The organism is bacterium SCSIO 12827, assembly GCA_024397995.1.
Lineage (GTDB): Bacteria > Pseudomonadota > Alphaproteobacteria > Rhodospirillales > Casp-alpha2 > UBA1479.
In genome coordinates this window covers 2851964-2875043 of sequence record CP073746.1, presented here as the reverse complement: position 1 = coordinate 2875043, position 23080 = coordinate 2851964, and the positions used below count along the sequence as shown (strand labels likewise).

Sequence of the window (23080 nt, the reverse complement as noted above, 5' to 3'; positions counted from 1 at the left end):
AAACTCCCGGTTTCGCTGCACTGCGTCATCGCGTTCTGTTGCCATGCGCGGCGCGGGCTGTTTAATGTCGCCCCCCGTTTAAACGTATACAATTCGTCAACAATCGGGGGCGGCCCAGGCCGCGCCATTAACAGCAATTCGTGGGGAAACAGAAGAATGACTTTGTGGATCAGGTACGCGCGCCAGAGCGCCGAAGGGTTCGGCACGCTCGATGGCGATGTCATCAGCGTGCATTCCGGGGACATGTTCCAAGGTGCGAAGGCGACCGGCGAGACCGTCAATCTGGCGGACGTCACGGTTCTGGCCCCGGTGCGGCCGGGCAAGATCGTCGCCCTTTGGAACAACTACAACACCATGCGCGAGAAAATGAACGGCGTGCGTCCGGAAGAGCCGCTGTGGTTCATCAAGACCAATAATTCGGTCATCGGCACGGGGGCTGCCATCGAACGGCCTGCCAGTTACGACGGCAAGATCGTCTATGAAGGCGAACTGGGCATCGTCATCGGCAAGCGGTGCAAGAATGTGTCGGAAGCGGACGCGCTCGGCTATGTGTTCGGCTATACTTGTGTAAATGACGTGACGGCGGCGGATATCCTGAAGCGCGATGAAACTTTCGCCCAATGGACCCGTTGCAAAAGTTTCGACACCTTCGGTCCGCTGGGCCCGGTCATCGCCACGGGTCTAGACCCCATGAAGTTGACCGTGAAGACGATCCTCAACGGCGTGGAACGTCAGAATTATCCGGTTTCGGACATGCTTCGCACGCCGGCCAAATTGATCAGTGAAATCTCCCACGATGTGACGCTGGAACCGGGCGACGTCATCGCCTGCGGCACCAACGTCGGCGTCGGCAGCATGAAGGAGCCGTCCAACACGGTGGAGATTGTCATTGATGGAATCGGCACGCTAAGCAACACTTTCGATAACTAGACGGACTCGCCTCGCAATCGGGTCTGTCGCAGGGAACACCGTGCGGGCATGTGATATGCCCGCCGCAGGGAAACAGAGAAAAGCAGGGAGAACATCATGCGAGTATGCGTGATTGGTGCCGGCGCCATCGGCGGCCTTATGGGCGCCAAACTGGCCTTGGCCGGAAACGACGTTAGCGTCATCGATATGGGACCGCACCTTCAGGCGATCCGCCAGAACGGGTTGAAACTGATCTGGGAAGACGGATCGGAACATGTCGCGCAGGTGAAGGCGTTCGAAAAATGCGCCGACGCGGGCGAACAGGACCTTGTCATCCTGGGCCTTAAGGCTCATTACCTGGAACTGGTCGCCAAGGACCTGGGTGCGCTGATGGGCCCCAACACCATGATCATGACCGTGCAGAACGGCATTCCGTGGTGGTATTTCCACAACCACGGCGGTCCGCACGACGGCAAGCAGCTTGAAAGCCTGGATCCGGATGGCGTGCTGACCAAGTACATCGACGGCGACCGCATCATCGGCTGCGTCGTCTACCCGGCCGCCGCCGTGACGGAACCGGGCGTCATCAAGCATGTCGAGGGCGACCGTTTCCCCATCGGCGAGTTGGACGGATCGATCAGCGCGCGGGTGGAAGGCCTGAAGGAACTTCTCGAGGGAGCCGGTTTCCGGTCTCGCGTGCTCGAGGATATCCGCTCGGAAATCTGGCTCAAGGCTTGGGGCAACCTCAGCTTCAACCCGATCAGCGCGCTGACCCACGCGACTCTGGTCGACATCTGCCAGTTCCCGGAAACCCGGCATCTGGCCCAGAAGATGATGGAAGAAGCCCAGATTGTCGCGGAAAAGCTGGGTATCACCTTCCGCCACACCATCGAAAAACGCATCGATGGTGCGGAAAGCGTCGGCGCGCACAAGACCTCCATGCTGCAGGACGTCGAGGCAGGGCGGTCGCTCGAAACCGAAGCCCTGATCGGTGCCGTGCTGGAATTGGCCAAGCTGACGGAAACACCCTGTCCGCACACGTTTGCGGTCTATTCCTGCGTCAAGCTGCTGAACAAGGTGATGGTCACCCAGCATGCGGGCGTGATCGTGCAGAACGCGGGCCAAGCCGCCGAATAGGTAAGGCCACGCCTACTGCCACGCGATCCGGAATTGCGCCGGACCCGGGCTGCTCTATAATACATCCCGGCGGTGGGAAATGGGTTTGCCACCGCCGGATGCAGCCTTGGGTAGGAATTGATGGCATCTGTCACCGCCAGAGTGATCGGTCTATGTGATGCGGCCCGGGAACGGGATCATCTGCCGCAGGAATGCGCCAGCTGCGTTGCACGTCATCTGGCCGCCTGCTCGGGCCTGAGCACGGATGAATTGTCTCATCTCGCTGAGCATGTAAACCGCCGCAAGCTGGCGGCCGGCCAGACGTTATTTCAGGAATCCGACCCCGCCGATAATGTCTTCACCGTCACCTCCGGCGTGTTCAAGCAATACAAGCTTCTTGCCGACGGGCGTTGTCAGGTCACCGGGTTCTATTTTAGGGGGGACCTGATCGGCCTCCGCGATGGGCCCGACTATCCCGTCACGGCCGAAGCAATAACGCCGGTGACTGTGTGCAGTTTCCCGCGCGCCCGCATCACGGAACTGGTTGGGCAGTATCCGTCATTGGCCAAGGCGGTGATCCTGAAGCTGCAGCGTGAAATCACCACCGCTCAGGGACAGATGCTGTCGCTTGGCCGGCTGACGGCGGAGGAGCGCATCGCGGTCTTCTTGTTGACCCTGCTGGACAAGGCGCCCGATTGCGTCAACGACGATGGGGCGCTGCGCTTGAATATGCGTCGTGCTGATATTGCGGATTACCTGGGGTTGACCGTGGAAACGGTCAGCCGCTCGTTCACCAAGCTGCGCAACGCCGGCGTGATCGGTGCCGAACATGGCGGGGCGGTCGAAATCCTGTCCCGTGATGGGCTCGAAGACATCGCCCAGGGGCCGGGATAAATCGTTCGCCGGTCTTGCGGGCATGGTGGTTGCCAGCCATATGTGAAGGACCACCGCCAGCGGAGAGTCCGCCCATGAGCAATCTCAAAATGGCCCATCGCAACGAAGATGCAGCCATGCAGAACCGACGTTGGCAGGAATTGCGTGACCGTCTGCAGGCGGTCAAGCGGCCGGTCTTCCAGGAACTCCGCGATTATCCGCCCCAGGTCGCCGGCTGCGATCTGCATTTCAAGGCGCTGATCGAAAAGCGCGATGCCATCTGCCGGGAACTGGATCGCCTGGAAACCCTGCGGGGTGCGCGGGACGACGAACTGGAAGCCTTCGCGGTGTCAGCGGCCTTTCTGGCCAAGGGGGCCTAAGCCCGTCATATCTTGGGGGACCTTAGGGGCCACCACAGGAGAGCAACCATGCCATCCGTTACGCCACCGACCTTTCGCCGCAGTGCTGCCGCGATTTTTGCCCTGATGCTGGCGACGGTTCCCGCCGCCACCGCCCAGGCGCAATCGAATTCACCTGATCCGGACGTGCTGCTGGAGGAAGGGACGAAGAAGATCCTGCGCGCCTTCGAGCTGTTCATCATGACCATCCCGCAGTACGAAATGCCCGAGGTCCTGCCCAACGGGGATATCATCATTCGGCGAAAGAACCCGCCGGGCGGAGATCGCAAGGACGGCCCCGGTGCCGATCAGCCGCCGGTCGCCGGCGAAAAGACTTAGCGACCAAGTCCGCCTCAGTCGGCGGCCATATCCAGCATCTTGAGCACCGATTCCTGGGTCAGGTTGCCGCCGGTCAGCGCGGCCACGGTTTTCAGCGACGTATCGACCTTGCCCGACAGGAACCCGGCCGCCGCGGTGACGCCGGCGGGCTCGCCCAGCATCTTGATGCGGGTCAGGATGGTCTTGAAGGCGCGGGCGATGTCCTGCTCCGAGACCAGCACGATGTCGTCGAGGTAGGCCTCCAAATGCATGAACGGGTATTCGCCGGGGCGCCGGGCGCTCAGCCCGTCGGCGATGCTGTCCCAATAGTCGATGGCCGTGGGCGTGCCTGCTTGGCGCGAGACATAGGCCGCGTTGGCGCGTTCCGGCTGGATGCCCACGACCTTCACGTTCGGATTGATCAGCTTGACCGCCGCCGCAATGCCGCCGGCGACCCCGCCCGACGACACGGGGACCAGGACCTGCTGGGCATCGGGGCATTGTTCCATGATTTCGAAACCGATGGTGCCGTGGCCGGCGATGATCGGCGGGTCTTCCCAGGTGTCGATGGCGGTCATGCCGCGCTCCACGGCCAGGCGTTCCACCGTGGGCTGACGGGCGAGGGCGTCCGTGCCGCAGAGATAAACCTCGGCGCCGTACCCTTCCGTGCCCTGGATCTTGTAGGGGCTGGTCGCGTCCAGCATCACGACGGTGATGGGAACGCCCAGCGTCTTGCCGGCGAAGGCGAAACCCTGGGCAAAGTTGCCGGATGATGCCAGAACCACGCCCTTAGCCTTCTGTTCCGCCGTCAGGTAGTGCATCACGTTGAACACGGCGCGCACCTTGAACGCACCCGTGACCTGCAAATTCTCACACTTCAGGAACAGGGTTTCCCGGCCGACCTCGGCACTGTCCCGGGCCACGGGCACGACGGGTGTGCGGCGGATGGCATGGGGCATGTTCGCGCGCGCGGCGCGGACGGCATCAAGCGTGACCAAGCGGTCACGGGAAAACAGGGAACCTTCCATGGCGGGGCAACTCCGTTGTGCCGGGCCGGGTTGGCCCGCACATAGGTTTACTGCACCACGAGGTTCAGGCTCAAGGGATCAAGGCGGCCGAGGGCGAGGAGAAGCTGATAGGCGGCGGTCTTTTCGTCGTAGGACGCGGTGGTGAAATTGATCTGCGCGTTGTTGACCTCGTTCTCGGCGTCCAGCACGTTGATCACTGTTTCCTTACCGGCGGCGCGCAGTTTGCGCCGGCTTTGCGCCACTTCCGATGCGATGTTGACCGCGTTTTCCAGAAGGATCACCCGCTCGCGGGCGGTTTCCAGAGCTTGCCAGGCAAGGCGGACCTGTTCCTCCACCGTGCGGGCAGCGGCCTGCAGCTTGTTGCGGTTGGCGGCCGTGTCATAGGCCGCGCGCAGGGTCGAAGACCGGGTGGAAAAGCCGGAAAACAGCTCCCAATCGGCTTGGAAGCCGATGCTGTAGTCGCGCCGGGTGCCGAGCACGCCGCCGTTGTTCTGTTCCATGTTGAACTCGCCTTCCAGATCGATGGTCGGATAGAGCCCGGATTTGGCCTCGACCTCGCGCTGGCGGGTGATGTCGATACTGGTGCCCGCTTCGCGCACGGCAGGGTTTTCGACCAGCGCGATGGCAAGGGCGCGATCCAGCTCGCTCGGCACGGCGTTGACCGGCGGGCGGGGGTCGTACATGTCTTCCAGATTGGGGGGAAAGCCGAACACCTGCTGGTAGCGCGACATGGCGTCACGCAACTGGCCCTCGAAGCCGACGCGCCGTTCCTTGGCGACCTGAAGGCGCGATTTGGCCTGCAGCACGTCGACGGCGATCCCCGATCCGCGGCGCACCCGTTCATCTTCCAGGTTCAACTGACGCTGAATACGGCCTTCGCTTTCGATGGTGATGCCGAGCAGGCGCATCTGCCGCAGCACGGTGATATAGGCCCGCACGCCCTGGAACAGGGTGTTCTGGCGTGTGCCCTCCAGCGAGATGCGGGCCAGATGCTCGTTCAATTCGGCGATATGGATGGCCGTCCGTGTCGCATAGCCGTCGAACAGGTTCTGCGACAGGGTAAAGGTGGCGACGTTCTTGTTCTCGATGCTTTTGGCGCCGGACGACCGGGTCGACGGGCTGTCGATGAACTCGCGCCCCGCGTCGCCGGTCATGCTCAGGGTCGGCAGGCGCCGGGCCTTGGCGACGTCGATGCCCTGTCGGTTGCTTTCCAGGGTGTTCTCGGCGGCCAGGATGTTGGGATGGTTGGTGATCAGGCGGGCGAGTTCAATCTCCAGCGGGGCCGCGCGTGCGGCCTCGGGCGCGCATAGTGCTGACGCCAGGACCAGGCCCATCGTCATCGTTCCGGCAATCGCCCGTCTACGCACGCGGTGAAACTCCCTCAAGTTCTTAAGGATTCGGTCGGCGCGCCGAACTGCGGAACGAGTCTATGCCCCGGCGGCCCGGTGGTCAAACGCGGCCCGAATCGCACCCGGAATCCTGGGAATCTTATAGAAAACCTTGGTTAAGCGCCGGTTAAGGGGAAATCAAGCCGCGCCAAAGCCGCCGCCGCCCGGCGTTTCGATGATGAAGACGTCGCCGGGCTTAAGCTCGCGGCGGTCCGTGCCGGTCAATTCCTCGACCGTGCCGTCGACCCGCTCGACGGCGTTGCGCCCGATCATGCCGGGGCTGCCGCCGTCAATGCCATGGGGCGGTGCGCGGCGGTGGCTGGACAGGATCGCCGCTGTCATGTCTTCGAGGAAACGAATACGCCGGGTCACGCCGTTGCCGCCCGGGTGCGCCCCCGGCCCGCCCGAACCGTGGCGGATGGCGAAACGTTCGACCATCACCGGGAAACGCCATTCCAAGACTTCCGGATCGGTTAGCCGGGTGTTGGTCATATGGGTGTGAACGGCGTCCGTGCCGTCGAAGTCCGGTCCCGCACCCGATCCGCCGCAGATGGTTTCGTAGTACTGATGGCGATCATTACCGAAGGTGAAGTTGTTGCAGCTTCCCTGGCTGGAAGCCAGGGCCCCCAGCGCGCCGAACAGTGCGTCGGTCACGATCATGCTGGTTTCCACGTTACCGGCGACCACGGCGGCGGGATAGACGGGCGCCAGCATGGATTTTTCGGGGATCACCAGCTTGAGCGGCTTGAGGCAGCCGGCGTTCAAGGGGATATCGTCGTCGATCAGCGTGCGGAAGGTATAGAGCACCGCGGCATGGCAGACGGCGGTGGGGGCGTTGAAGTTGCTGTCCAGTTGCGCCGACGAGCCGGAGAAATCCAAGGTCGCCTCGCGCTTCTTGTGATTGACCGTGATCTTCACGTCGATCACCGCGCCGTTGTCCATCTCACTGGTGAACTGCCCGTCGGTCAGCACGTCGAGCACCCGGCGCACGCTTTCCTCGGCGTTGTCCTGGACATGGTCCATATAGGCCCAGACCGTTTCCAGGCCGAAGTGATCGACCATCTTGCGCAGTTCCTGGGCCCCCTTTTCGTTGGCCGCGATCTGGGCCGCCAGGTCAGCCAAATTTTGATCAAAATTCCGCACGGGGTAGGGGCCGCCGCACAACAATTCACGTAGGGCGTCCTCGCGCAGGTTTCCCTGATCGACCAGAAGGAAATTGTCGATCAAAACACCTTCTTCCTCGACCGTTTTACTGTCGGGGGGCATGGAGCCCGGGGTGATGCCGCCGATGTCGGCGTGATGACCGCGTGAGCCGACATAGAACAGGATGTCCTGGCCCTTGTCGTCGAACACGGGCGTGATGACGGTGACGTCCGGCAGATGGGTGCCGCCGTTGTAGGGCGCGTTCAGGGCATAGACGTTGCCGGGCTTTATCTTTCCGGCATTGTCGCGCATCACGGCGCGGATGCTTTCGCCCATGGAGCCCAGGTGCACGGGGATATGCGGCGCGTTGGCGATCAGTTCGCCCTTGCGGTCGAATACGGCGCAGGAGAAATCCAACCGTTCCTTGATGTTCACGGAATAGCTGGTGTTGGCCAGGGTCGTGCCCATCTGTTCGGCGATCGACATGAACAGGTTGTTGAAGATTTCCAGCATCACCGGGTCGGCCTGGGTGCCGATGGCGTGGACTTCCGGGCGCGGTTCCGCCCGGGTCAGAATCAGATGGCCCTTGCGGGTCATCTCGGCGGCCCAGCCCGGTTCGACCACGATGGTCGAGGTGTTCTCGACCAGGATCGTGGGACCGGCAAGGCGGTCGCCGGGTAGCAGCGCTTCCGTGCGGTAGACGGGCGTCTCGTATGTCTTGCCGCCCGACGTCATGGGCACCCGGGTCATGGGGCGCAGGGCCGCAACGCCGGGGATGTCTTCGATATCGGGATCTTCGGCCATGCCGGCACGGCCGACGACTTCCACCGACACGGCCTCGATGATATGGCCGCGGCCGGGGGCGGTGAAGCCGTAACGCTGGCGGTGCAGAACCTCGAACTCGTCGATCATCTTGTTGCGGTCGCCGAACGGCACGATCAGGGCCGTGTCCGTGCCCTTGTAGCGAAGATGGGCACGGCGGAAGATTTCGATGTTTTCCTTTGTGATGCCCTGGCCGTCGATCTCTGCCCGGGCGTCCTTTTCCAGGCCTTCGATGATCTCCATCAGGGGGGCGGTCAGACCGGCGGCCAGCGGGGCCTCGACCGCTTTTTCGCGGATCGCCCGCACATCGGCCAAGCCCATGCCGTAGGCCGAGAGCACGCCCGCGAAGGGGTGCAGGAACACGGTGTTCATGCCGAGCGCATCGGCGACCAGGCAGGCGTGCTGCCCTGCCGCCCCGCCGAAGCCGTTGAGTACGTATTCCGTCACGTCATGGCCGCGTTGAACGGAGATTTTTTTGATCGCGTTGGCCATGTTTTCGACGGCGATTTTCAGGAACCCCTCGGCGACCTCTTCCGGCGTGCGGTCGTCGCCGGTTTCTTCGTGGATGGTCCGGGCCATGTCCTCGAACTTGCGGCGTACGGCGCGGTCGTCCAGGGGCTGGTCCGCGTTGGGGCCGAATACGGCGGGGAAGTATGTCGGCTGTACCTTGCCCAGCATGACGTTGCAGTCGGTAACGGTCAGCGGCCCACCCCGGCGGTAACAGGCGGGGCCCGGGTCTGCACCGGCGCTGTCGGGGCCGACCCGATAGCGCGCCCCGTCGAAATGCAGGATTGACCCGCCGCCGGCGGCGACCGTGTGAATGTTCATCATGGGCGCGCGCATGCGAATCCCGGCAACCTGGGTTTCGAACGTGCGCTCATACTCTCCGTCGTAGTGGGAGACGTCCGTGGACGTCCCGCCCATGTCGAAGCCGATGACCTTGGCGAAGCCGGCCATGCGCGCGGTCTCGACCATACCGACGACGCCGCCGGCGGGACCGGACAGGATCGAATCCTTGCCCTGGAACAGGCGCGCGTCGGTCAGCCCGCCGTTGGACTGCATGAACTGCAGCGGCGTGTCGCCCAGGTCGCCCGCCACCCGGTCGACATAGCGGCGCAGGATCGGCGACAGATAGGCATCGACCACCGTGGTGTCGCCCCGGCTGACCAGTTTCATCAGGGGGCTGACCTGATGGCTGGTGGAGATCTGGGTAAAACCGATGTCGCGGGCGATGGCGGCGGCCCGGCGTTCATGGTCCGGATAACGGTAGCCGTGCATGAACACGATGGCGGCGGCGCGGATGCCGGCGTCGTAGGCTTCCTGCAGCCCGGCGCGGAGGCGGCTTTGGTCGAGCGGCGTCAGAACCTCGCCCTGGGCGTTCACGCGCTCGGGCGTTTCGATCACCTGCTCGTACAGCATTTCCGGCAATTCGATGTGGCGGGCGAAAATATTGGGCCGGGCCTGGTATCCGATGCGCAGCGCATCGCCGAAGCCGTCGGTGATGACCAGCACCGTGCGGTCGCCCTTGCGCTCCAAGAGCGCGTTGGTGGCCACGGTGGTGCCCATCTTGACGACGCTGACGGCCCCTTCGGGGATCGCAGCACCTGGGGCGACGCCTAGAATATCGCGGATGCCCTGCAGGGCGGCGTCTTCGTACTGGTCCGGGTTTTCTGACAGCAGCTTATGGGTAACCAGCCGCCCGTCCGGCGCCTGCGCGACCAGGTCCGTGAAGGTGCCGCCCCGGTCGATCCAGACGTGCCAGCCCGATTTTTGTATTTGATCCGCCATTTGGTCGGTTGCCGGTCCTCTCTAGCCCCCGAAGGCCCCGGTTTTTCTTGTCGGCTTTATGAGAGACCGGATAGAACAGCCTCACAAGCAAAAACACAAGCCCAGAGGACATCCTGCCCCATGTCGCGCACTCTTGCCTATTTCAACAAATTCGTCGATCCCATCGCCATGGACATCCTGGCCGCCGCGCCGGAGATCACGCCCCAGCGCATCGACTTCGAAGACGACGCCGACCACAATTGGAACCTGCTGGCCCAGGTTCACGGCATTCAGTTCATGCCGACCAACGAAACCCCGAAAGCCTGGTATCCGAACCGGGAATTTCTGGAGCGTTGCCCCAACCTGCTGGCCGTGTCCTCGACCGGGGCGGGCTATGACATGATCGACGTCGACGCCTGCAACGATCTGGGCATCATGGTGGTCAACAATTCGGGCGCCAATTCGGTGTCCGTGGCGCAGCATGTGCTGGGCTTGGCGCTGACGCTCAGCAAGCAGATCGCGCAGACCGACAAGGCCATCCGCGCCAACCCGCGGATCGACCGCCAGAACTTCATCGGCTCAGAGCTGACCGGCAAGACGGTCGGTATTATCGGCCTGGGCAATATCGGCCGGCTGGTTGCCGGCTATGTGAAGGTGTTCGGCGCCAAGGCCATCGCCTGCGATCCCTATATCAGCGACGCCGATTTCGCCGAACGCGGGGCGGAAAAGGTCGATTTCGAAACCCTGTGCCGGGAAGCGGATATCATCTCCGTCAATTGCCCGCTGAACGCTGAAACCCGTGGCATGGTCGATGCCCGCGCCTTCGGTTTCATGAAGCCCACGGCTTATTTCATCACCACGGCGCGTGGTGGCATCGCTGATGAAGACGCCCTGGTGGCTGCGTTGCGCGAGAAATGCATCCAGGGGGCCGGGCTTGATGTGTTCGAGATCGAACCCACGGGCAATGCGGACAACCGCTTCGTCGAGTTCGACAACGTGCTGCTGTCGCCCCACAACGCGGGCGTGACCTATGAATGCAATTACAACATGGCCAAGGCGGCGGCCGAGCAGTGGGTCACGATCCTGCGGGGTGAAAAGCCGCCACGGCTGAAGAACCCGGACGTCTGGGATCGCTACACCGAACGGTTCGCACAGATCTTCGGGCAGCCCGTCGCCGCGGAATAGGCGGGCGGCGCGCCGTCAGCTTTCCACAAGCCCGGCGACCCGCTTGGCGATCGCCAGAGACGAGGTCAGCCCCGGGCTTTCGATGCCGTACAGGCCGACGTAATTGGCCAGCCCGTGCACGTCCGAACCTTGGATGACGAAGTCGGCGGCGTATTTGTCGTTGCTGTTGGTCAGCTTGGGCCGCACACCCGTATAGCCCGGCGACAGGGCGCCGTCGGCCAATCCCGGCCAGTAGCGGCGGATCGCACCGTAGAAGCTGTCGACCCGGCTTTCGTCGACCTTGTAGTCGATCTGGTCCGGATGGGTGACGTCGAGCCATTCCACGTCGGGGCCGAACTTGGTGCCGCCGCCGAGATCGAGCGTCGAATGGGTGCCGAGCCCGCCCGGCACGGGGGCCGGATAGATCAGGTGGTTGAAGGGGCTTTTGCCCGCGATCGTGAAGTAATGGCCCTTGGCGTAAAAGCTGCCGGGGATGCTGTCCGCCGGGATGCCGTCGATGGCGCGGGCGATGTGCTGGGCATACAGCCCACCCGCGTTGACCACCAGGGAACAGTCCAGTTCCATGGGCGCGTCGCCGCCAGCGCGGATGCGGATGCGTCCGTCAGCCAGGACCTCGCCGCCCTCCACAGGGGTGTTGAAGGCGATCATGCCGCCCCGGTCTTCCAATTCGCCCTGCAGGGACAGCATGTAGCCGTGACTTTCGATGATCCCGGTGGAGGGTGAAAGGAGGCCCGCCGCAGCCGTTACGTTGGGCTCCATCTCTTTCATCTGCTTGGCGTCCAGCCAGGTCAGGTCGTGAACGCCGTTGCCTTCGCCCTTGGCCTTCAGTTCCTCCAGCTTCACCACCTCGTCTTCGGTGATGGCGACGATGATCTTGCCAATGCGGTTATGCTCGATCCCGTGGCTTGCGCAGTATTCGTAGAGCATCTCCTTGCCCTCGACACAGCACAATGCCTTCAGCGAATCCTTGGCATAGTAGATGCCGCCGTGGATGACCTCGGAATTGCGCGAACTGGTGCCGGTGCCGATATCGTCGGCCTTTTCCAGTAGGATGACGTCGCGCCCGGCCTGGGCCAGGGTGCGCGCGCAGGCCAGGCCCACGACGCCTGCGCCGATGACTACCGTATCAACCTGTTCGGCCATGGATGCTCCTTGGGGATTGGGATTTCTTGATCGGATTGTATACATCTGGGTTTGCCCCATAATCGATTTCCGCGCAAGTGCCCGGATGGCATTCGTTTCACCGCAGGACCGCCGCAATGAACCCAGCCGCTCTGATCGTCTCCGGTCTCGCCTTTCTGGGCCGTCACGCCACGACCATGATGGCCGTGGGGGTGTTTTCTGGCCTTACTTTCCCCGGGGTGACGGTGCATCTGCAGCCCTGGCTGACGGAAATGGTCTGGGTCCTGATGTTCGTGTCGATGGTCCATATCGACTGGGCCGATGTGATGGGCCACATCCGCCGACCGTTCCTATTGGGCATCACGCTGGTCTGGATGCTGGCGGTAACGCCGGTCATCACCTGGCTGCTGGTCAAGGATATGGGGCTGTCGCCGGGCCTGGTTGCCGCCATGGTGTTGACGGCGGCAAGCTGCCCGCTGATGTCCACGCCCGCCGTCGGCATGGTCATCGGGCTCGACGGGGCGTTCCTTTTGCTGGTGCTGATCGCCGAAACCTTCCTGGTGCCGCTGACGTTGCCCATGGTGTCGTCGGCCCTGGTGGATATCCCCCTGTCGTCGTTCGACCTCATGGGGCGGCTGGCAGCCCTCGTCGTCTCGACCTTCGCCGCCGCCGTGATCGCGCAACGAATCCTTGGCCGGGCGCGGATCGATGGTTGGCGCCAGCCTTTGCACGGCGTGTCGGTGATCCTGCTGGTCGGCTTTGCCGCCGGGCTGATGGCGGGCGTGCCGCAGGCGTTCCGGGACAATCCGGACCATGTGATCTTCGTGACGATCCTCAGCTTCGCGGTCTACGCTGGCCTGCAGGTGGCCGGGGCGGGGGCCTTCGCCGTGGTGGGGCGGGCCATGGGCCGCGATTGGGGGAGGGTCAAGGTGCTGTCGGCGTCCTTTGCCTCGGGCAACCGCAACCTTGCGATCCTGATCGCGGTTTTGCTGCCGGCCATCGATCCGGATACCATGCTGTACTTCGTGGTCGGACAGTTCCCCATCTATCTGATGCCCGCGGTGTGGCGGCAACTGGCAAAACGGTTACTGCCTGCCTAAGTAAGGCGTTGGATTTATCAGGATCATCATGTTGAAAAGCAAAACATTGCGGACCGTGGCGAAGGGGCTGTTTGTGCTTCTGGTCATCGGCGCGACCGTCAGCATCGGAAAGCACACCGTCATGGCGGATTGGCGCACGGCCAGCCGGGAGCCCATGGGCATCGCGCCCGATCCGGCCGTTACCAAGGAAGCGGTCGTTCAAGTCTATGCGGCCAGGGCGTTTTCCTGGCGCGGCATTTTCGGCGTCCACACCTGGATCGCGGCCAAGCCGACCGCCGCCGACGCCTTCACGGTCTACGAGATCATCGGCTGGCGCGCGCGCCATGGCGGATCGGCCCTGGTCATTACCGAGAAAGAGCCGGACCAGCGCTGGTTCGGGGCGGAGCCGGAAATCATCGCCGACAAGCGGGGGGCCGGTGTCGATGACATGATCAAGCGCATCGACGCCGCCGCCCGCGCCTATCCCCATGCCAGAACCTACACCGTCTGGCCCGGTCCCAATTCCAACACCTTCACCGCCCATGTTGCCCGCGCCGTGCCGGAATTGAACCTGGACTTGCCGCCCACGGCCATCGGCAAGGATTACCTGCCCGAAGGCGGCTTCGCCGCCAAAACGCCGAGTGGCACCGGCTATCAGGTCTCCCTGTTCGGGCTGTTGGGCGTGATGGCCGGGGTCGAGGAGGGGGTCGAGGTCAACATCCTGGGCCTGACTTTCGGGATCGACCCAAAAGACCTTGCCATCAAACTGCCCTTGGCGGGACGGCTGGGACCGTCCTAAATTGCGGCCCGAGGAAATGCGCCGCCGGCGCCGTCAACAAGCCGCCACGGGCGGGGGAAGTCAATCGACCATGAGCATTTGGGGTAAAGTCGTCGGCGGGGTTGCCGGCTTCGCCATGGGCGGGCCGCTGGGTGCGCTCATCGGCGGCATCGCGGGCCATATGTACGACCAGAAGAAGGCGGGGGACGAGGCCTTGTTGTCCGGCGCTGAAGGGTCGGATGCCCAGAACGAAGCCCGTCAGGTCGCCTTCACCCAGGCCGTCATCGTGCTGGCCGCCAAGATGGCGAAATCCGACGGCGCGGTGTCGAAGGACGAAATTCTCGCCTTTCGCCGCATGTTCCATGTCCCGCCCGAGGACGAAGCCGCCGTCGGCAAGCTGTTCAACGAGGCGCGCAAGGACGCGACCGGCTACGAGCCCTATGCCGAACAGATCGCCATGATGTTCACCCGCGAGCCGGCGGTGCTGGAAGAATTACTTGCAGCCCTGTTCCATATCGCCAAGGCCGACGGCGCCGTGCATCCCGGCGAGATGGAGTTCCTGCGCCGCACGGCCCTGATCTTCGGGTTCACCCCCCAGGGGTTCGAGCGCCTGAAGGCCATGCATCTGGACGAGCCCAAGAAAGCCGACCCCTACGAAATCCTGGGCGTGAAGCGCACGGATTCGGATGCCGACATCAAAAAGGCCTATCGCCAATTGATCCGCGAGAACCATCCGGACAAACTGATGGCCGACGGCATGCCCCAGGAATTCATCGACCTCGCCAACGACAAGATGGCGGCCATCAACGCCGCCTATGATCAGGTCAAGAAAGAGCGCAAGCTCTAACGCAAATCCCGAGCAATGGGGGAACGCCAATGCCCGAGATCGTCATCGACCCCAGCCCGAATTGCGATGACCGCGGCCCCGGTTTCACCGTGGACATGCTGGTGCTGCACTATACCGGCATGGAAACGGCGGCGGCGGCGTTGGACCGCCTCAAGGACCCCAAGGCCGAGGTCTCGGCCCATTACCTGATCGACGAGGACGGCACGGTCCACCGCTTGGTGGACGAAAAGATGCGCGCCTGGCACGCGGGCGTCGCCCATTGGCGGGGGCGCACGGACATCAACGCGCGGTCCATCGGGATCGAGCTGGTCAACCCCGGCCACGAATGGGGTTACCGCGAATTCCCCGAGGCGCAGATCCGCGAGCTTGAGGCCGTGTGCTTCGGCGTGCTCACCCGCCATCCCATTCCGGCCCGCAACGTGGTCGGCCATTCCGACGTGGCACCGACACGCAAGACCGATCCGGGCGAATTGTTCCCCTGGGCGCGGCTGGCCGGCAAGGGCATCGGCCTGTGGCCGGGCGAAGCGGACAACCTGATCATGGACCAACCTGTTCTGGCCGATGCGCTTCGGGAAATCGGCTACGACGTCACCGACTTCAACGCGGCCCTCAAGGCCTTCCAGCGCCACTTCCGCCCGGACCGTGTGACCGGCCGCATCGACCCCGAGACGGCGCGCCGGGCACTCGGCCTGGTCGAGGTCCTGCGCCGCGACGAGGGCGCTGTTTCCTGATCTCAAATAGGCTATAACGCCCCCGGACCAGACGGCTGGACGGCTGCCTCTTGCTACGGCGAAAGCTGCAAGGGGAGGAAAGTCCGGGCTCCACGGAAACACGGTGCCGGGTAACCCCCGGCGGGCGCGAGCCTAGGGAAAGTGCCACAGAAAGCAAACCGCCCGGCTTCCGAGCCGGGTAAGGGTGAAAGGGTGCGGTAAGAGCGCACCGCGTCCTTGGCAACAAGGACGGCACGGTAAACCCCACCGGGAGCAAAACCGAATAGGAAGGGCCGATGGCTTCGGGCCATGGATGCGTTTCCGCATCGTCCTTCGGGTAGGTTGCGCGAGGCAGGCGGCGACGCCTGTCCCAGATGAATGGCCGTCCATCGGTGCGCCGCGAGGCGCCCGGGGACAGAACCCGGCTTACAGGCCGTCTGGTCCTAAATTACCCAACTCTCCGGATTCGGCGATCCGCCCCAAAAATGCCCCCGTCCCCGCAAAATTAGGCCCGCTTCGGGGGCTTTAATCGTCCCAGATCGGAACTTTTTTGATTGGCCCAAGGTGCCGGCGGCCTGTGGCGACGACGCGCGCCGGGCCGGGACGCGGGGAAAATCATGGTTATGCCTTCGTTAACGGCCGGCCCGGGACCCGCCAAGGCCCAAGGTTTCCCAGGCTAATTCCATTGACGCCCATGATATCCCATGATATCCCAAACATGCCCAAAGTGCGTGAATGGCGCAGTGTTTCCGGATGCCGGGCCGCACCTTGTCCTTACGGGCGGGGCGGTTATCGGGGCCGGGGGCGGCGCCACAGAAGAATTCCGGGAGGGAATCACGGAGTTCTTTCCAGTCCGGGGGACCGGGCGCGGCGGGTGCGGGGACGACGTCCGAAGTTGGGCGCGATCATCCCCGCCGAGCGGGAATCGGGTGGAAACCCTAAGGGGGTAGCGGTGGCGCTGCTGGTTGGACGGCACGTCAACAGGATCGACAGGAAGGGACGGGTCAGCGTACCCAAGCCCTTCCGTGCGGCCCTGTCACGCGGCCGCGCCGACGCGGATGCCGACGCCTTCTCCGGCCTTTATGCCTTTCCGTCCTTCAAGTATCCGGCGCTCGAAGCCTGCGACGAGGCCTTCATGATGCGCCTCGCCGAAGGGCTCGAAGACCTTGACGTGTTCTCCGACGACCAGGACGACCTGGCCGCCGTGATCCTGGAAAACGCCCGCGAGCTGCCGATGGATCCGGAAGGCCGCATCGTCCTGACCGACGACCTGCGCGATTACGCCAACATCAAGGGCGAGGTTCTGTTCGTCGGACGCGGCCAGCGCATGATGATGTGGGAGCCCGCCGCCTACGAAGCCCAGCGCGGCGGCGCCTTCGAGCGCGCCAAATCGCGTGGCATGACATTGAAATTACCGAAACGGCCAGGCGCATCGGCCGGGGAGGACGGTGATGGCTGATAAATCCCGTCACTCCCCGGTCATGCTTGCCGAAGTTCTGAGCGCCCTGGAGCCCCGGGACGGCGGCGTCTATGTGGATGCCACCTTCGGGGCCGGCGGCTATTCCCGCGGATTGCTGGAAGCCGCCGACTGCACGGTCTGGGGCATCGACCGCGATCCCCTGGCGCAAAGCATCGGCGCCGACCTGGGCCTGGAATTTCCGGGTCGCCTGACGGTCCTGGCCGGGCGCTTCGGCGATATGCACGAACTGCTGTCCTCCGTCGGGGTGGAGCGGGTCGACGGCGTGGCCCTTGATCTCGGCGTGTCCTCCATGCAGTTGGACGACCCGGCGCGCGGATTTTCCTTCCGCGCCGATGGGCCGCTCGACATGCGCATGGACGCGGACAGCCGTCTCGGCCACGACATGGCGACCGCCGCTGACGTGGTCAATTCCATGGCCGAACAGGAACTGGCCGACCTTATCTATAAGTATGGCGAGGAGCGGGCATCGCGCCGCGTCGCCCGCGCCATCGTCGAACTGCGCGAAAAGGCGCCGATCACCCGCACGGAGGAATTGGCCGATCTGATCCGCAGCGTCGTCCGGAAATCCAAGGACGGCATCGATCCGGCAACCCGCACGTTCCAGGCGCTGCGCATCTTCGTCAATGACGAACTGGGTGAATTGGTCCGCGGCCTTGCCGGGGCCGAGGCGCTGCTGGCGCCGGGCGGCCGATTGGCCGTCGTATCCTTCCATTCACTTGAAGACCGGGCGGTGAAAGAGTTTCTCCGCGAACGGTCCGGCGCCGGGCCGCGCCCGTCGCGCCATCTGCCGGACCTGCCGGTCAGCACGCACAAGCCGACCTTCACCCTGATCACCCGCGGCACGGTCAAGCCGGGTCAGACCGAAACCCGGTCCAACCCGCGCGCCCGTTCGGCCCGCCTGCGCTGGGCCGTGCGCACGGACACGCCCGCCCGGGCGGCGGCATGAGGAGGGATCGCAGATGAGCAAACGCACTACCTTCCTCGCCCTTGTTCTTGCCGCCGTCATGTCCCTGGGGTTGTTCATGGTCAGCTACCAGGTCCAGGACCTGGAGGACCAGCTTGACGCCCTCAACCGCGACATCGCCCGCGACAACCGCGCCGTCCATGTGCTGCAGGCGGAATGGGCGCATTTGAATGACCCGCAGCGCCTGCGCCTGCTGGCGGAACGCTATCTGGGGCTGGAGCCCATCGCGACCCGGCAGCTCGGCACGGTCGAGGAGATTCCCTGGCGGCCCACCGTCGAGGTCGCCGACCGCAAGGTTGAACCGGTGGCCGAGGCTGTACCCGCACCCGCAGTTTCCTCACCCCGTGACAAAGCGGTCGAGGACGCCTTGCCGGCGATCCGCCGAGCCCTGGGCCTGACGCCGACGCCGATCAAGGAGGGTGGGCGATGATCGCATCCCTCATGCAAGGTGATCTGTTCGATTTCGCGCGTTACCGGGGTGGCCCCACGGGGCGCACGGCCGAAGCCCTTGAAACCGGGCGCTCGCGCCTTGTCGTCACCGGGCTGGTCATCTCCATGGCCTTCATGGCGCTGGGCTGGCGGGTGGTTGACCTGACCCTGTTCGCCGACCGGGCGGAACCGCGCCTAGCGCGCAGCGTCAATCCCCTGGCCCCCGTCCAGGAACGGGCGGACATCGTCGACCGCAACGGCATCGTCGTCGCGACCTCGCTGCCGGCTGTCTCGCTTTACGTCGATCCCAAGCACGTGATGGACGTGCAGGAGACAGCGGACAAGTTGATCCGCGTGTTGCCCGACCTGGATCGCGACAAGCTGGAAAAGCGCCTTTCGTCGCGCGGGCGGTTCGTCTACCTGAAACGCAACCTGACGCCGGAACAGCATTACGCGGTCAATCGTCTGGGGCTGCCGGGCATTCAGTTCGAACGCGGCGAACGCCGTGTCTATCCCCAGGGCCGCCTGCTGGCCCATGTCCTGGGTGTTACCGATATCGACGGCCGCGGCACGGCCGGGATTGAGCGCCATTTCGAAAGCAAGCTGACGGGCGGGGGCGCGCCGCTGCAACTGTCCATCGATCTGCGCATCCAGGCCATTGCCCACGAAGTCCTGAGCAGCACGGTGCAGGAATTTTCCGCCCTTGGCGGCACGGCCATCGTGATGGACGCCAATACGTCCGAACTGGTGGCCATGGTGTCGCTGCCTGATTTCGACCCCAACCGCCCGGTGGAAATGCTGGGCGAGGCCGGTTTCAACCGCGCCACCAAGGGCGTCTATGAAATGGGCTCGACCTTCAAGCTGTTGACCGCCGCCATGGCGCTGGATTCCGGCGTGGTCGCTATTTCCGGCGGCTACGATGCGTCCAAGCCGATGCGCGTGGCGCGCTTCTCGATCACCGATTATCACGCCAAGAACCGCTGGCTCAGCGTGCCGGAGATTCTGATTTTTTCATCGAATATCGGGGCAGCCAAAATGGCTCTCGATGTGGGCACCAAAGCCCAACAGACCTACCTCGGGCGGCTCGGCCTCCTGCGTCCGTCCCCCGTTGAGTTGCCTGAGGTAGGTCATCCTCTTGTCCCGTCGCCCTGGCGCGAAATCAGCACCGTGACCGTTTCCTACGGTCATGGTCTGTCGGTTTCGCCGGTGCAGCTTGCCAATGCCATCGCGACGACGGTTAACGGCGGGATCCGCCGGCCGACCACGTTGATCAAGCAGCAGGCGCCCGAGGGCATTCCGGGGGCCCGCGTGTTTTCGCCCGACACCTCGGCCAAGATGCGCGGCCTGATGCGCCTGGTCGTCAGCCGCGGCACCGGTAAGAACGCGGAGAAGGAAGCCGACGGCTACCTGATCGGCGGCAAGACCGGCACGGCGGAAAAGATCAAGGCCGGCGGCGGTTATTCCGACAAGGCCAACATCGCGTCCTTCGTCGGCGCGTTCCCGATCCACGCACCGCGCTATGTGGTCTGCGTCGTCGTGGACGAGCCCAAGGGCACCAAGGAATCTTTCGGCTATGCCACGGGCGGCTGGGTCGCCGCACCGGCGGTCGGCCGCATCGTGCAGCGCACGGCCGGGATCATGGGCATTTCGCCGGAATTCGGCATGCCGCATCTGGCCGCGACCCGGGAGTTGCCGGCCGATGCGAATGAAATCACGGCCGCCCTGAAGCCGGCGGCCCTTCGCGACGTTGAAAACGTTTCCCGTCAACCGGAGCAGGTGCGTGCGGCTGAGTGACATGTGGGTGGACGATATGAACAGCGGCCAGACGGCCGGGGCGGGGGCCCCGGAGATCACGGGCGTGACCTGTGATTCGCGCCGCGTCGTGCCCGGATTCCTGTTCGCCGCCATTCCCGGCACCGCCAACGACGGCCGCGATTACATTCCCGACGCCCTGGCACGGGGGGCGGCGGCGATCCTGGCGCCGCCCGGCACCCGGTTGCCCGACGGATACGAGACCACGCCGCTCCTTGATACGGACAACCCACGCCGCCGCTATGCCCTGCTGGCGGCGCGGTTCTATCCGCATCAGCCGGAAACCGTCGCCGCCGTCACCGGCACCAACGGCAAGACCTCGGTCGCAAGTTTCCTGCGTCAGATATGGAAACAGGCGGGCCTTAAGGCCGCCAGCGCCGGAACCCTGGGCATTCAGTCGGACGTATTTTCCCGGGACGAGGGGCTGACTACGCCCGACCCGGCGGACCTGCACGCGGACCTGTCGCATCTGGCGGACCTCGGTGTTGATCATCTGGCGCTTGAGGCGTCGAGCCACGGGCTCGATCAGTGCCGGCTCGACGGGGTGCGCATCGCCGCCGGTGCCTTCACCAACCTGACCCGCGACCACCTGGATTATCACGGCAGCACCGACGCCTATTTCAAGGCCAAGCGCCGCCTGTTCGATGCCCTGGTCGTGGATGGTGGCGCCGCCGTCATCAACGCCGACGACACCCATGGCGCCGCCGTGATCGCCGCCGCCCAGGCCCGTCATTTGCGGGTCCGCACCTATGGCGAACGCGGTGTCGACTTCAAGCTTCTGTCGACCCGGCCCGATGCCCGCGGCCAACACCTCAGTCTGATGGCCGAGGGGATTGAGCGCGACTTGTTCCTGCCCCTGGCAGGGCGGTTCCAGGCCATGAACGCGCTTTGCGCCTTGGGCCTGGCCCGGGTCACGGGGGTTTCCGTGGAAACGGCCCTGGCGGCGCTGGAAAGCCTGTCGGGTGCGCCGGGGCGCATGGAATGGATCGGCGAAAAGCCCGCGGGCGGCGCCGTCTATGTGGATTACGCCCATACCCCGGACGCCCTGGAAAACGTGCTGACGGCGCTGCGCCCCCATGCGACGGGTGCCCTTGCCGTGGTGTTCGGATGCGGCGGCGACCGGGACAAGGGAAAGCGGCCGGAAATGGGCCGTATCGCCAGCGACCTGGCCGACCGCGTGATCGTCACCGACGACAACCCGCGCAGTGAAGACCCCGATCAAATCCGCGCCGAAATCCTGGCGGCCGCCCCCGGCGCCTCGGAAATCGCCGACCGGGGTGAGGCGATCATGACCGCCGTCGCCGACCTGTCGGCGGGCGAAATTCTGATCATCGCCGGCAAGGGTCACGAGCGGGGCCAGATCGTGGGATCGCGCATCCTGCCCTTCGACGACCGTGAAGCGGCCCGCGCCGCCCTGGCGGGAGAGGGTTGAGGCCATGGGTATGACGAAAGCCCCTTACGTGCTGTGGAACGCCGGTGCCGCCGCCGCCGCGACGGAAGGCGATGCCGTCGGCGAATGGCAGGCCACGGGCGTGTCCATCGATACCCGCAGCCTCAATCCCGGCGACCTGTTCGTCGCCATCAAGGGGGTTGCCTCTGACGGTCATGACCATGCCCAGGTGGCATTGGATAAGGGTGCGGCCGGCGTGGTCGTGCGTCGCGATTTTTCCGGCCTGTCCAAGGATGCCCCCGGCATGCGGGTCGACGACACCACGCAGGCCCTGGAAGGCCTGGGTCGCGCCGCTCGGGACCGGTCGCGGGCCAAGGTCTGCGCCGTTACCGGCAGTGTCGGTAAGACCGGCAGCAAGGACGCCCTGGCCATGATCCTGGAACGCCGGGGCGAGGTTCATGCCTCGAAGGGCAATCTGAACAACCATTGGGGCCTGCCCCTCAGCCTGGCCCGAATGCCGATCGAGGCGACCTCCGCCGTGTTCGAAATGGGCATGAACCATCCCGGTGAAATCCGCCCGCTGTCGCAGATGGCGCGCCCCAATGTCGCCCTGATCACCACGGTCGAGCTGGTCCACAGCGAATACTTCCGGTCGGTGGAGGAAATCGCCGACGCCAAGGCGGAAATCTTCGACGGCCTGGTCGCGGGCGGAACGGCCGTGCTTAACCGCGACAATCCCATGTTCGAACGCCTATCCGCCGCCGCCCGCAATGCCGGGGCAGGGCAGATCATATCCTTCGGCCTGCACGATGCGGCCGACGTTCGGGCCACGGAAACCCGCCCCGACGCGCTGGGCACCGGCGTGCTGGCGGATGTCGCCGGGACGGCGTTGCGCTACCGCGTCGGTGTGCCGGGCCGTCATTGGGTTCTCAACACGCTGGGCGTCCTCGCCGCTGCCAAGGCCATGGGGGCGGACCCGGTCGTGGCCGCCGCCATGCTGGCGCGTCTGGCGCCGCCCAAGGGCCGGGGCAATCGCCTGGCCATTCCATTTGCAGGAGGGGAATTGACCCTGATCGACGAAAGCTACAACGCCAGCCCTGTCGCCGTGACCGCCGCCATTGAGGTTCTGGGCATGAGCGAGCCGGCCAAGGGCGGGCGGCGCATCGCCGTGCTGGGTGACATGCTGGAACTGGGTGACGCGTCCGACGACATGCACCGCGCGCTGGCGGCCCCCCTGGCCCAGCGCCACATCGACACGGTGTTCACCGCCGGTCCCGGCATGGGCAACCTGTTCGACGAATTGCCCCGTGAGATGCGCGGTGGCCATGCGGAAACCTCCGACAAGTTGGCGCCTCTGGTTGCCTCGGCCGTGCGGCCCGGCGACGTGATCCTGGTCAAGGGATCATTCGGGTCGCGCATGGGGGCCGTGGTCGATGCGCTGACGGCATTGGCCGACACCCATTCGGATCATGAACACGGCAACGGCGGCCGCGGCCGCGCCGTTAACGGGGAATAGGGGCAG

20 protein-coding genes and 1 other RNA gene are annotated in these 23080 nt (G+C 64.6%); 17 read left to right on the top strand and 4 right to left on the bottom strand.

From position 1 onward, the window contains the following. The first annotated feature begins 156 nt into the window (after positions 1 to 156). From KFF05_13540 to KFF05_13520, 5 genes are all read left to right on the top strand, one after another. Positions 157 to 930: a fumarylacetoacetate hydrolase family protein gene (locus KFF05_13540; protein UTW50945.1), complete on the top strand. Its 774-nt coding sequence runs from the start codon at positions 157 to 159 to the stop codon at positions 928 to 930. Positions 931 to 1026: 96 nt separating this feature from the next. Further along, complete coding sequence (locus KFF05_13535; protein ID UTW50944.1) at positions 1027 to 2046, top strand: 2-dehydropantoate 2-reductase; 1020 nt, start codon at positions 1027 to 1029, stop codon at positions 2044 to 2046. Between the two features lie 120 nt (positions 2047 to 2166). Beyond that, positions 2167 to 2919: a Crp/Fnr family transcriptional regulator gene (locus KFF05_13530; protein UTW50943.1), complete on the top strand. Its 753-nt coding sequence runs from the start codon at positions 2167 to 2169 to the stop codon at positions 2917 to 2919. 74 nt (positions 2920 to 2993) lie between these two features. Continuing rightward, complete coding sequence (locus tag KFF05_13525; GenBank protein UTW50942.1) at positions 2994 to 3278, top strand: hypothetical protein; 285 nt, start codon at positions 2994 to 2996, stop codon at positions 3276 to 3278. A 48-nt stretch (positions 3279 to 3326) separates the two neighbouring features. Next, positions 3327 to 3635, top strand: coding sequence for a hypothetical protein (locus tag KFF05_13520; GenBank protein UTW50941.1), 309 nt, complete (start codon positions 3327 to 3329; stop codon positions 3633 to 3635). A gap of 14 nt (positions 3636 to 3649) precedes the next feature. On the opposite strand, the gene KFF05_13515 is transcribed toward KFF05_13520, so the two are convergent. The 3 genes from KFF05_13515 to KFF05_13505 form a co-directional block, all read right to left on the bottom strand. Continuing rightward, the gene (locus KFF05_13515) at positions 3650 to 4642 is read right to left on the bottom strand and encodes a threonine/serine dehydratase (protein ID UTW50940.1); all 993 of its coding nucleotides are present in this window, start codon (positions 4640 to 4642) and stop codon (positions 3650 to 3652) included. A gap of 47 nt (positions 4643 to 4689) precedes the next feature. Next, positions 4690 to 6009: a TolC family outer membrane protein gene (locus tag KFF05_13510; protein ID UTW50939.1), complete on the bottom strand. Its 1320-nt coding sequence runs from the start codon at positions 6007 to 6009 to the stop codon at positions 4690 to 4692. A 159-nt stretch (positions 6010 to 6168) separates the two neighbouring features. Next, positions 6169 to 9783 carry a hydantoinase B/oxoprolinase family protein gene (locus KFF05_13505; protein ID UTW50938.1) on the bottom strand — a complete coding sequence of 1205 codons (3615 nt, stop codon included), beginning with the start codon at positions 9781 to 9783 and terminating at the stop codon, positions 6169 to 6171. Between the two features lie 120 nt (positions 9784 to 9903). Between KFF05_13505 and KFF05_13500 the strand changes: the two genes are divergently transcribed. Further along, complete coding sequence (locus tag KFF05_13500; protein ID UTW50937.1) at positions 9904 to 10947, top strand: hydroxyacid dehydrogenase; 1044 nt, start codon at positions 9904 to 9906, stop codon at positions 10945 to 10947. A gap of 15 nt (positions 10948 to 10962) precedes the next feature. On the opposite strand, the gene KFF05_13495 is transcribed toward KFF05_13500, so the two are convergent. Further along, positions 10963 to 12090 (bottom strand): NAD(P)/FAD-dependent oxidoreductase, encoded by a 1128-nt coding sequence (locus tag KFF05_13495; protein UTW50936.1) that lies wholly within the window; start codon positions 12088 to 12090, stop codon positions 10963 to 10965. Between the two features lie 116 nt (positions 12091 to 12206). Between KFF05_13495 and KFF05_13490 the strand changes: the two genes are divergently transcribed. The 11 genes from KFF05_13490 to KFF05_13440 all read left to right on the top strand — a co-directional run bounded on the left by KFF05_13490 (position 12207) and on the right by KFF05_13440 (position 23074). Then, the gene (locus KFF05_13490; protein UTW50935.1) at positions 12207 to 13169 is read left to right on the top strand and encodes a hypothetical protein; all 963 of its coding nucleotides are present in this window, start codon (positions 12207 to 12209) and stop codon (positions 13167 to 13169) included. A 28-nt stretch (positions 13170 to 13197) separates the two neighbouring features. Further along, on the top strand, positions 13198 to 13947 hold the full coding sequence (locus KFF05_13485; protein ID UTW50934.1) for a DUF3750 domain-containing protein: 750 nt from the start codon (positions 13198 to 13200) through the stop codon (positions 13945 to 13947). A gap of 70 nt (positions 13948 to 14017) precedes the next feature. Continuing rightward, positions 14018 to 14773 (top strand): TerB family tellurite resistance protein, encoded by a 756-nt coding sequence (locus KFF05_13480; protein UTW50933.1) that lies wholly within the window; start codon positions 14018 to 14020, stop codon positions 14771 to 14773. A gap of 29 nt (positions 14774 to 14802) precedes the next feature. After that, complete coding sequence (locus KFF05_13475; protein ID UTW50932.1) at positions 14803 to 15504, top strand: N-acetylmuramoyl-L-alanine amidase; 702 nt, start codon at positions 14803 to 14805, stop codon at positions 15502 to 15504. Between the two features lie 27 nt (positions 15505 to 15531). Continuing rightward, positions 15532 to 15928: RNase P RNA component class A (gene rnpB, locus KFF05_13470), an RNA gene on the top strand. 507 nt (positions 15929 to 16435) lie between these two features. Beyond that, entirely contained in the window at positions 16436 to 16942 is a 507-nt protein-coding gene (locus tag KFF05_13465) for a division/cell wall cluster transcriptional repressor MraZ (protein UTW50931.1), read from the top strand. After that, positions 16935 to 17909 carry a 16S rRNA (cytosine(1402)-N(4))-methyltransferase RsmH gene (gene rsmH, locus KFF05_13460; protein UTW50930.1) on the top strand — a complete coding sequence of 325 codons (975 nt, stop codon included), beginning with the start codon at positions 16935 to 16937 and terminating at the stop codon, positions 17907 to 17909. The genes KFF05_13465 and rsmH overlap by 8 nt, the downstream gene beginning before the upstream one ends. A 13-nt stretch (positions 17910 to 17922) precedes the next feature. Continuing rightward, complete coding sequence (locus KFF05_13455) at positions 17923 to 18357, top strand: hypothetical protein (GenBank protein UTW50929.1); 435 nt, start codon at positions 17923 to 17925, stop codon at positions 18355 to 18357. Next, positions 18354 to 20150: a penicillin-binding protein 2 gene (locus KFF05_13450; GenBank protein ID UTW50928.1), complete on the top strand. Its 1797-nt coding sequence runs from the start codon at positions 18354 to 18356 to the stop codon at positions 20148 to 20150. Before KFF05_13455 ends, KFF05_13450 begins: the two co-directional genes overlap by 4 nt. A gap of 16 nt (positions 20151 to 20166) precedes the next feature. Beyond that, entirely contained in the window at positions 20167 to 21600 is a 1434-nt protein-coding gene (locus KFF05_13445) for a UDP-N-acetylmuramoyl-L-alanyl-D-glutamate--2,6-diaminopimelate ligase (protein UTW53716.1), read from the top strand. 10 nt (positions 21601 to 21610) lie between these two features. After that, positions 21611 to 23074 carry a UDP-N-acetylmuramoylalanyl-D-glutamyl-2,6-diaminopimelate--D-alanyl-D-alanine ligase gene (locus tag KFF05_13440; protein UTW53715.1) on the top strand — a complete coding sequence of 488 codons (1464 nt, stop codon included), beginning with the start codon at positions 21611 to 21613 and terminating at the stop codon, positions 23072 to 23074. Positions 23075 to 23080 lie beyond the last annotated feature (6 nt).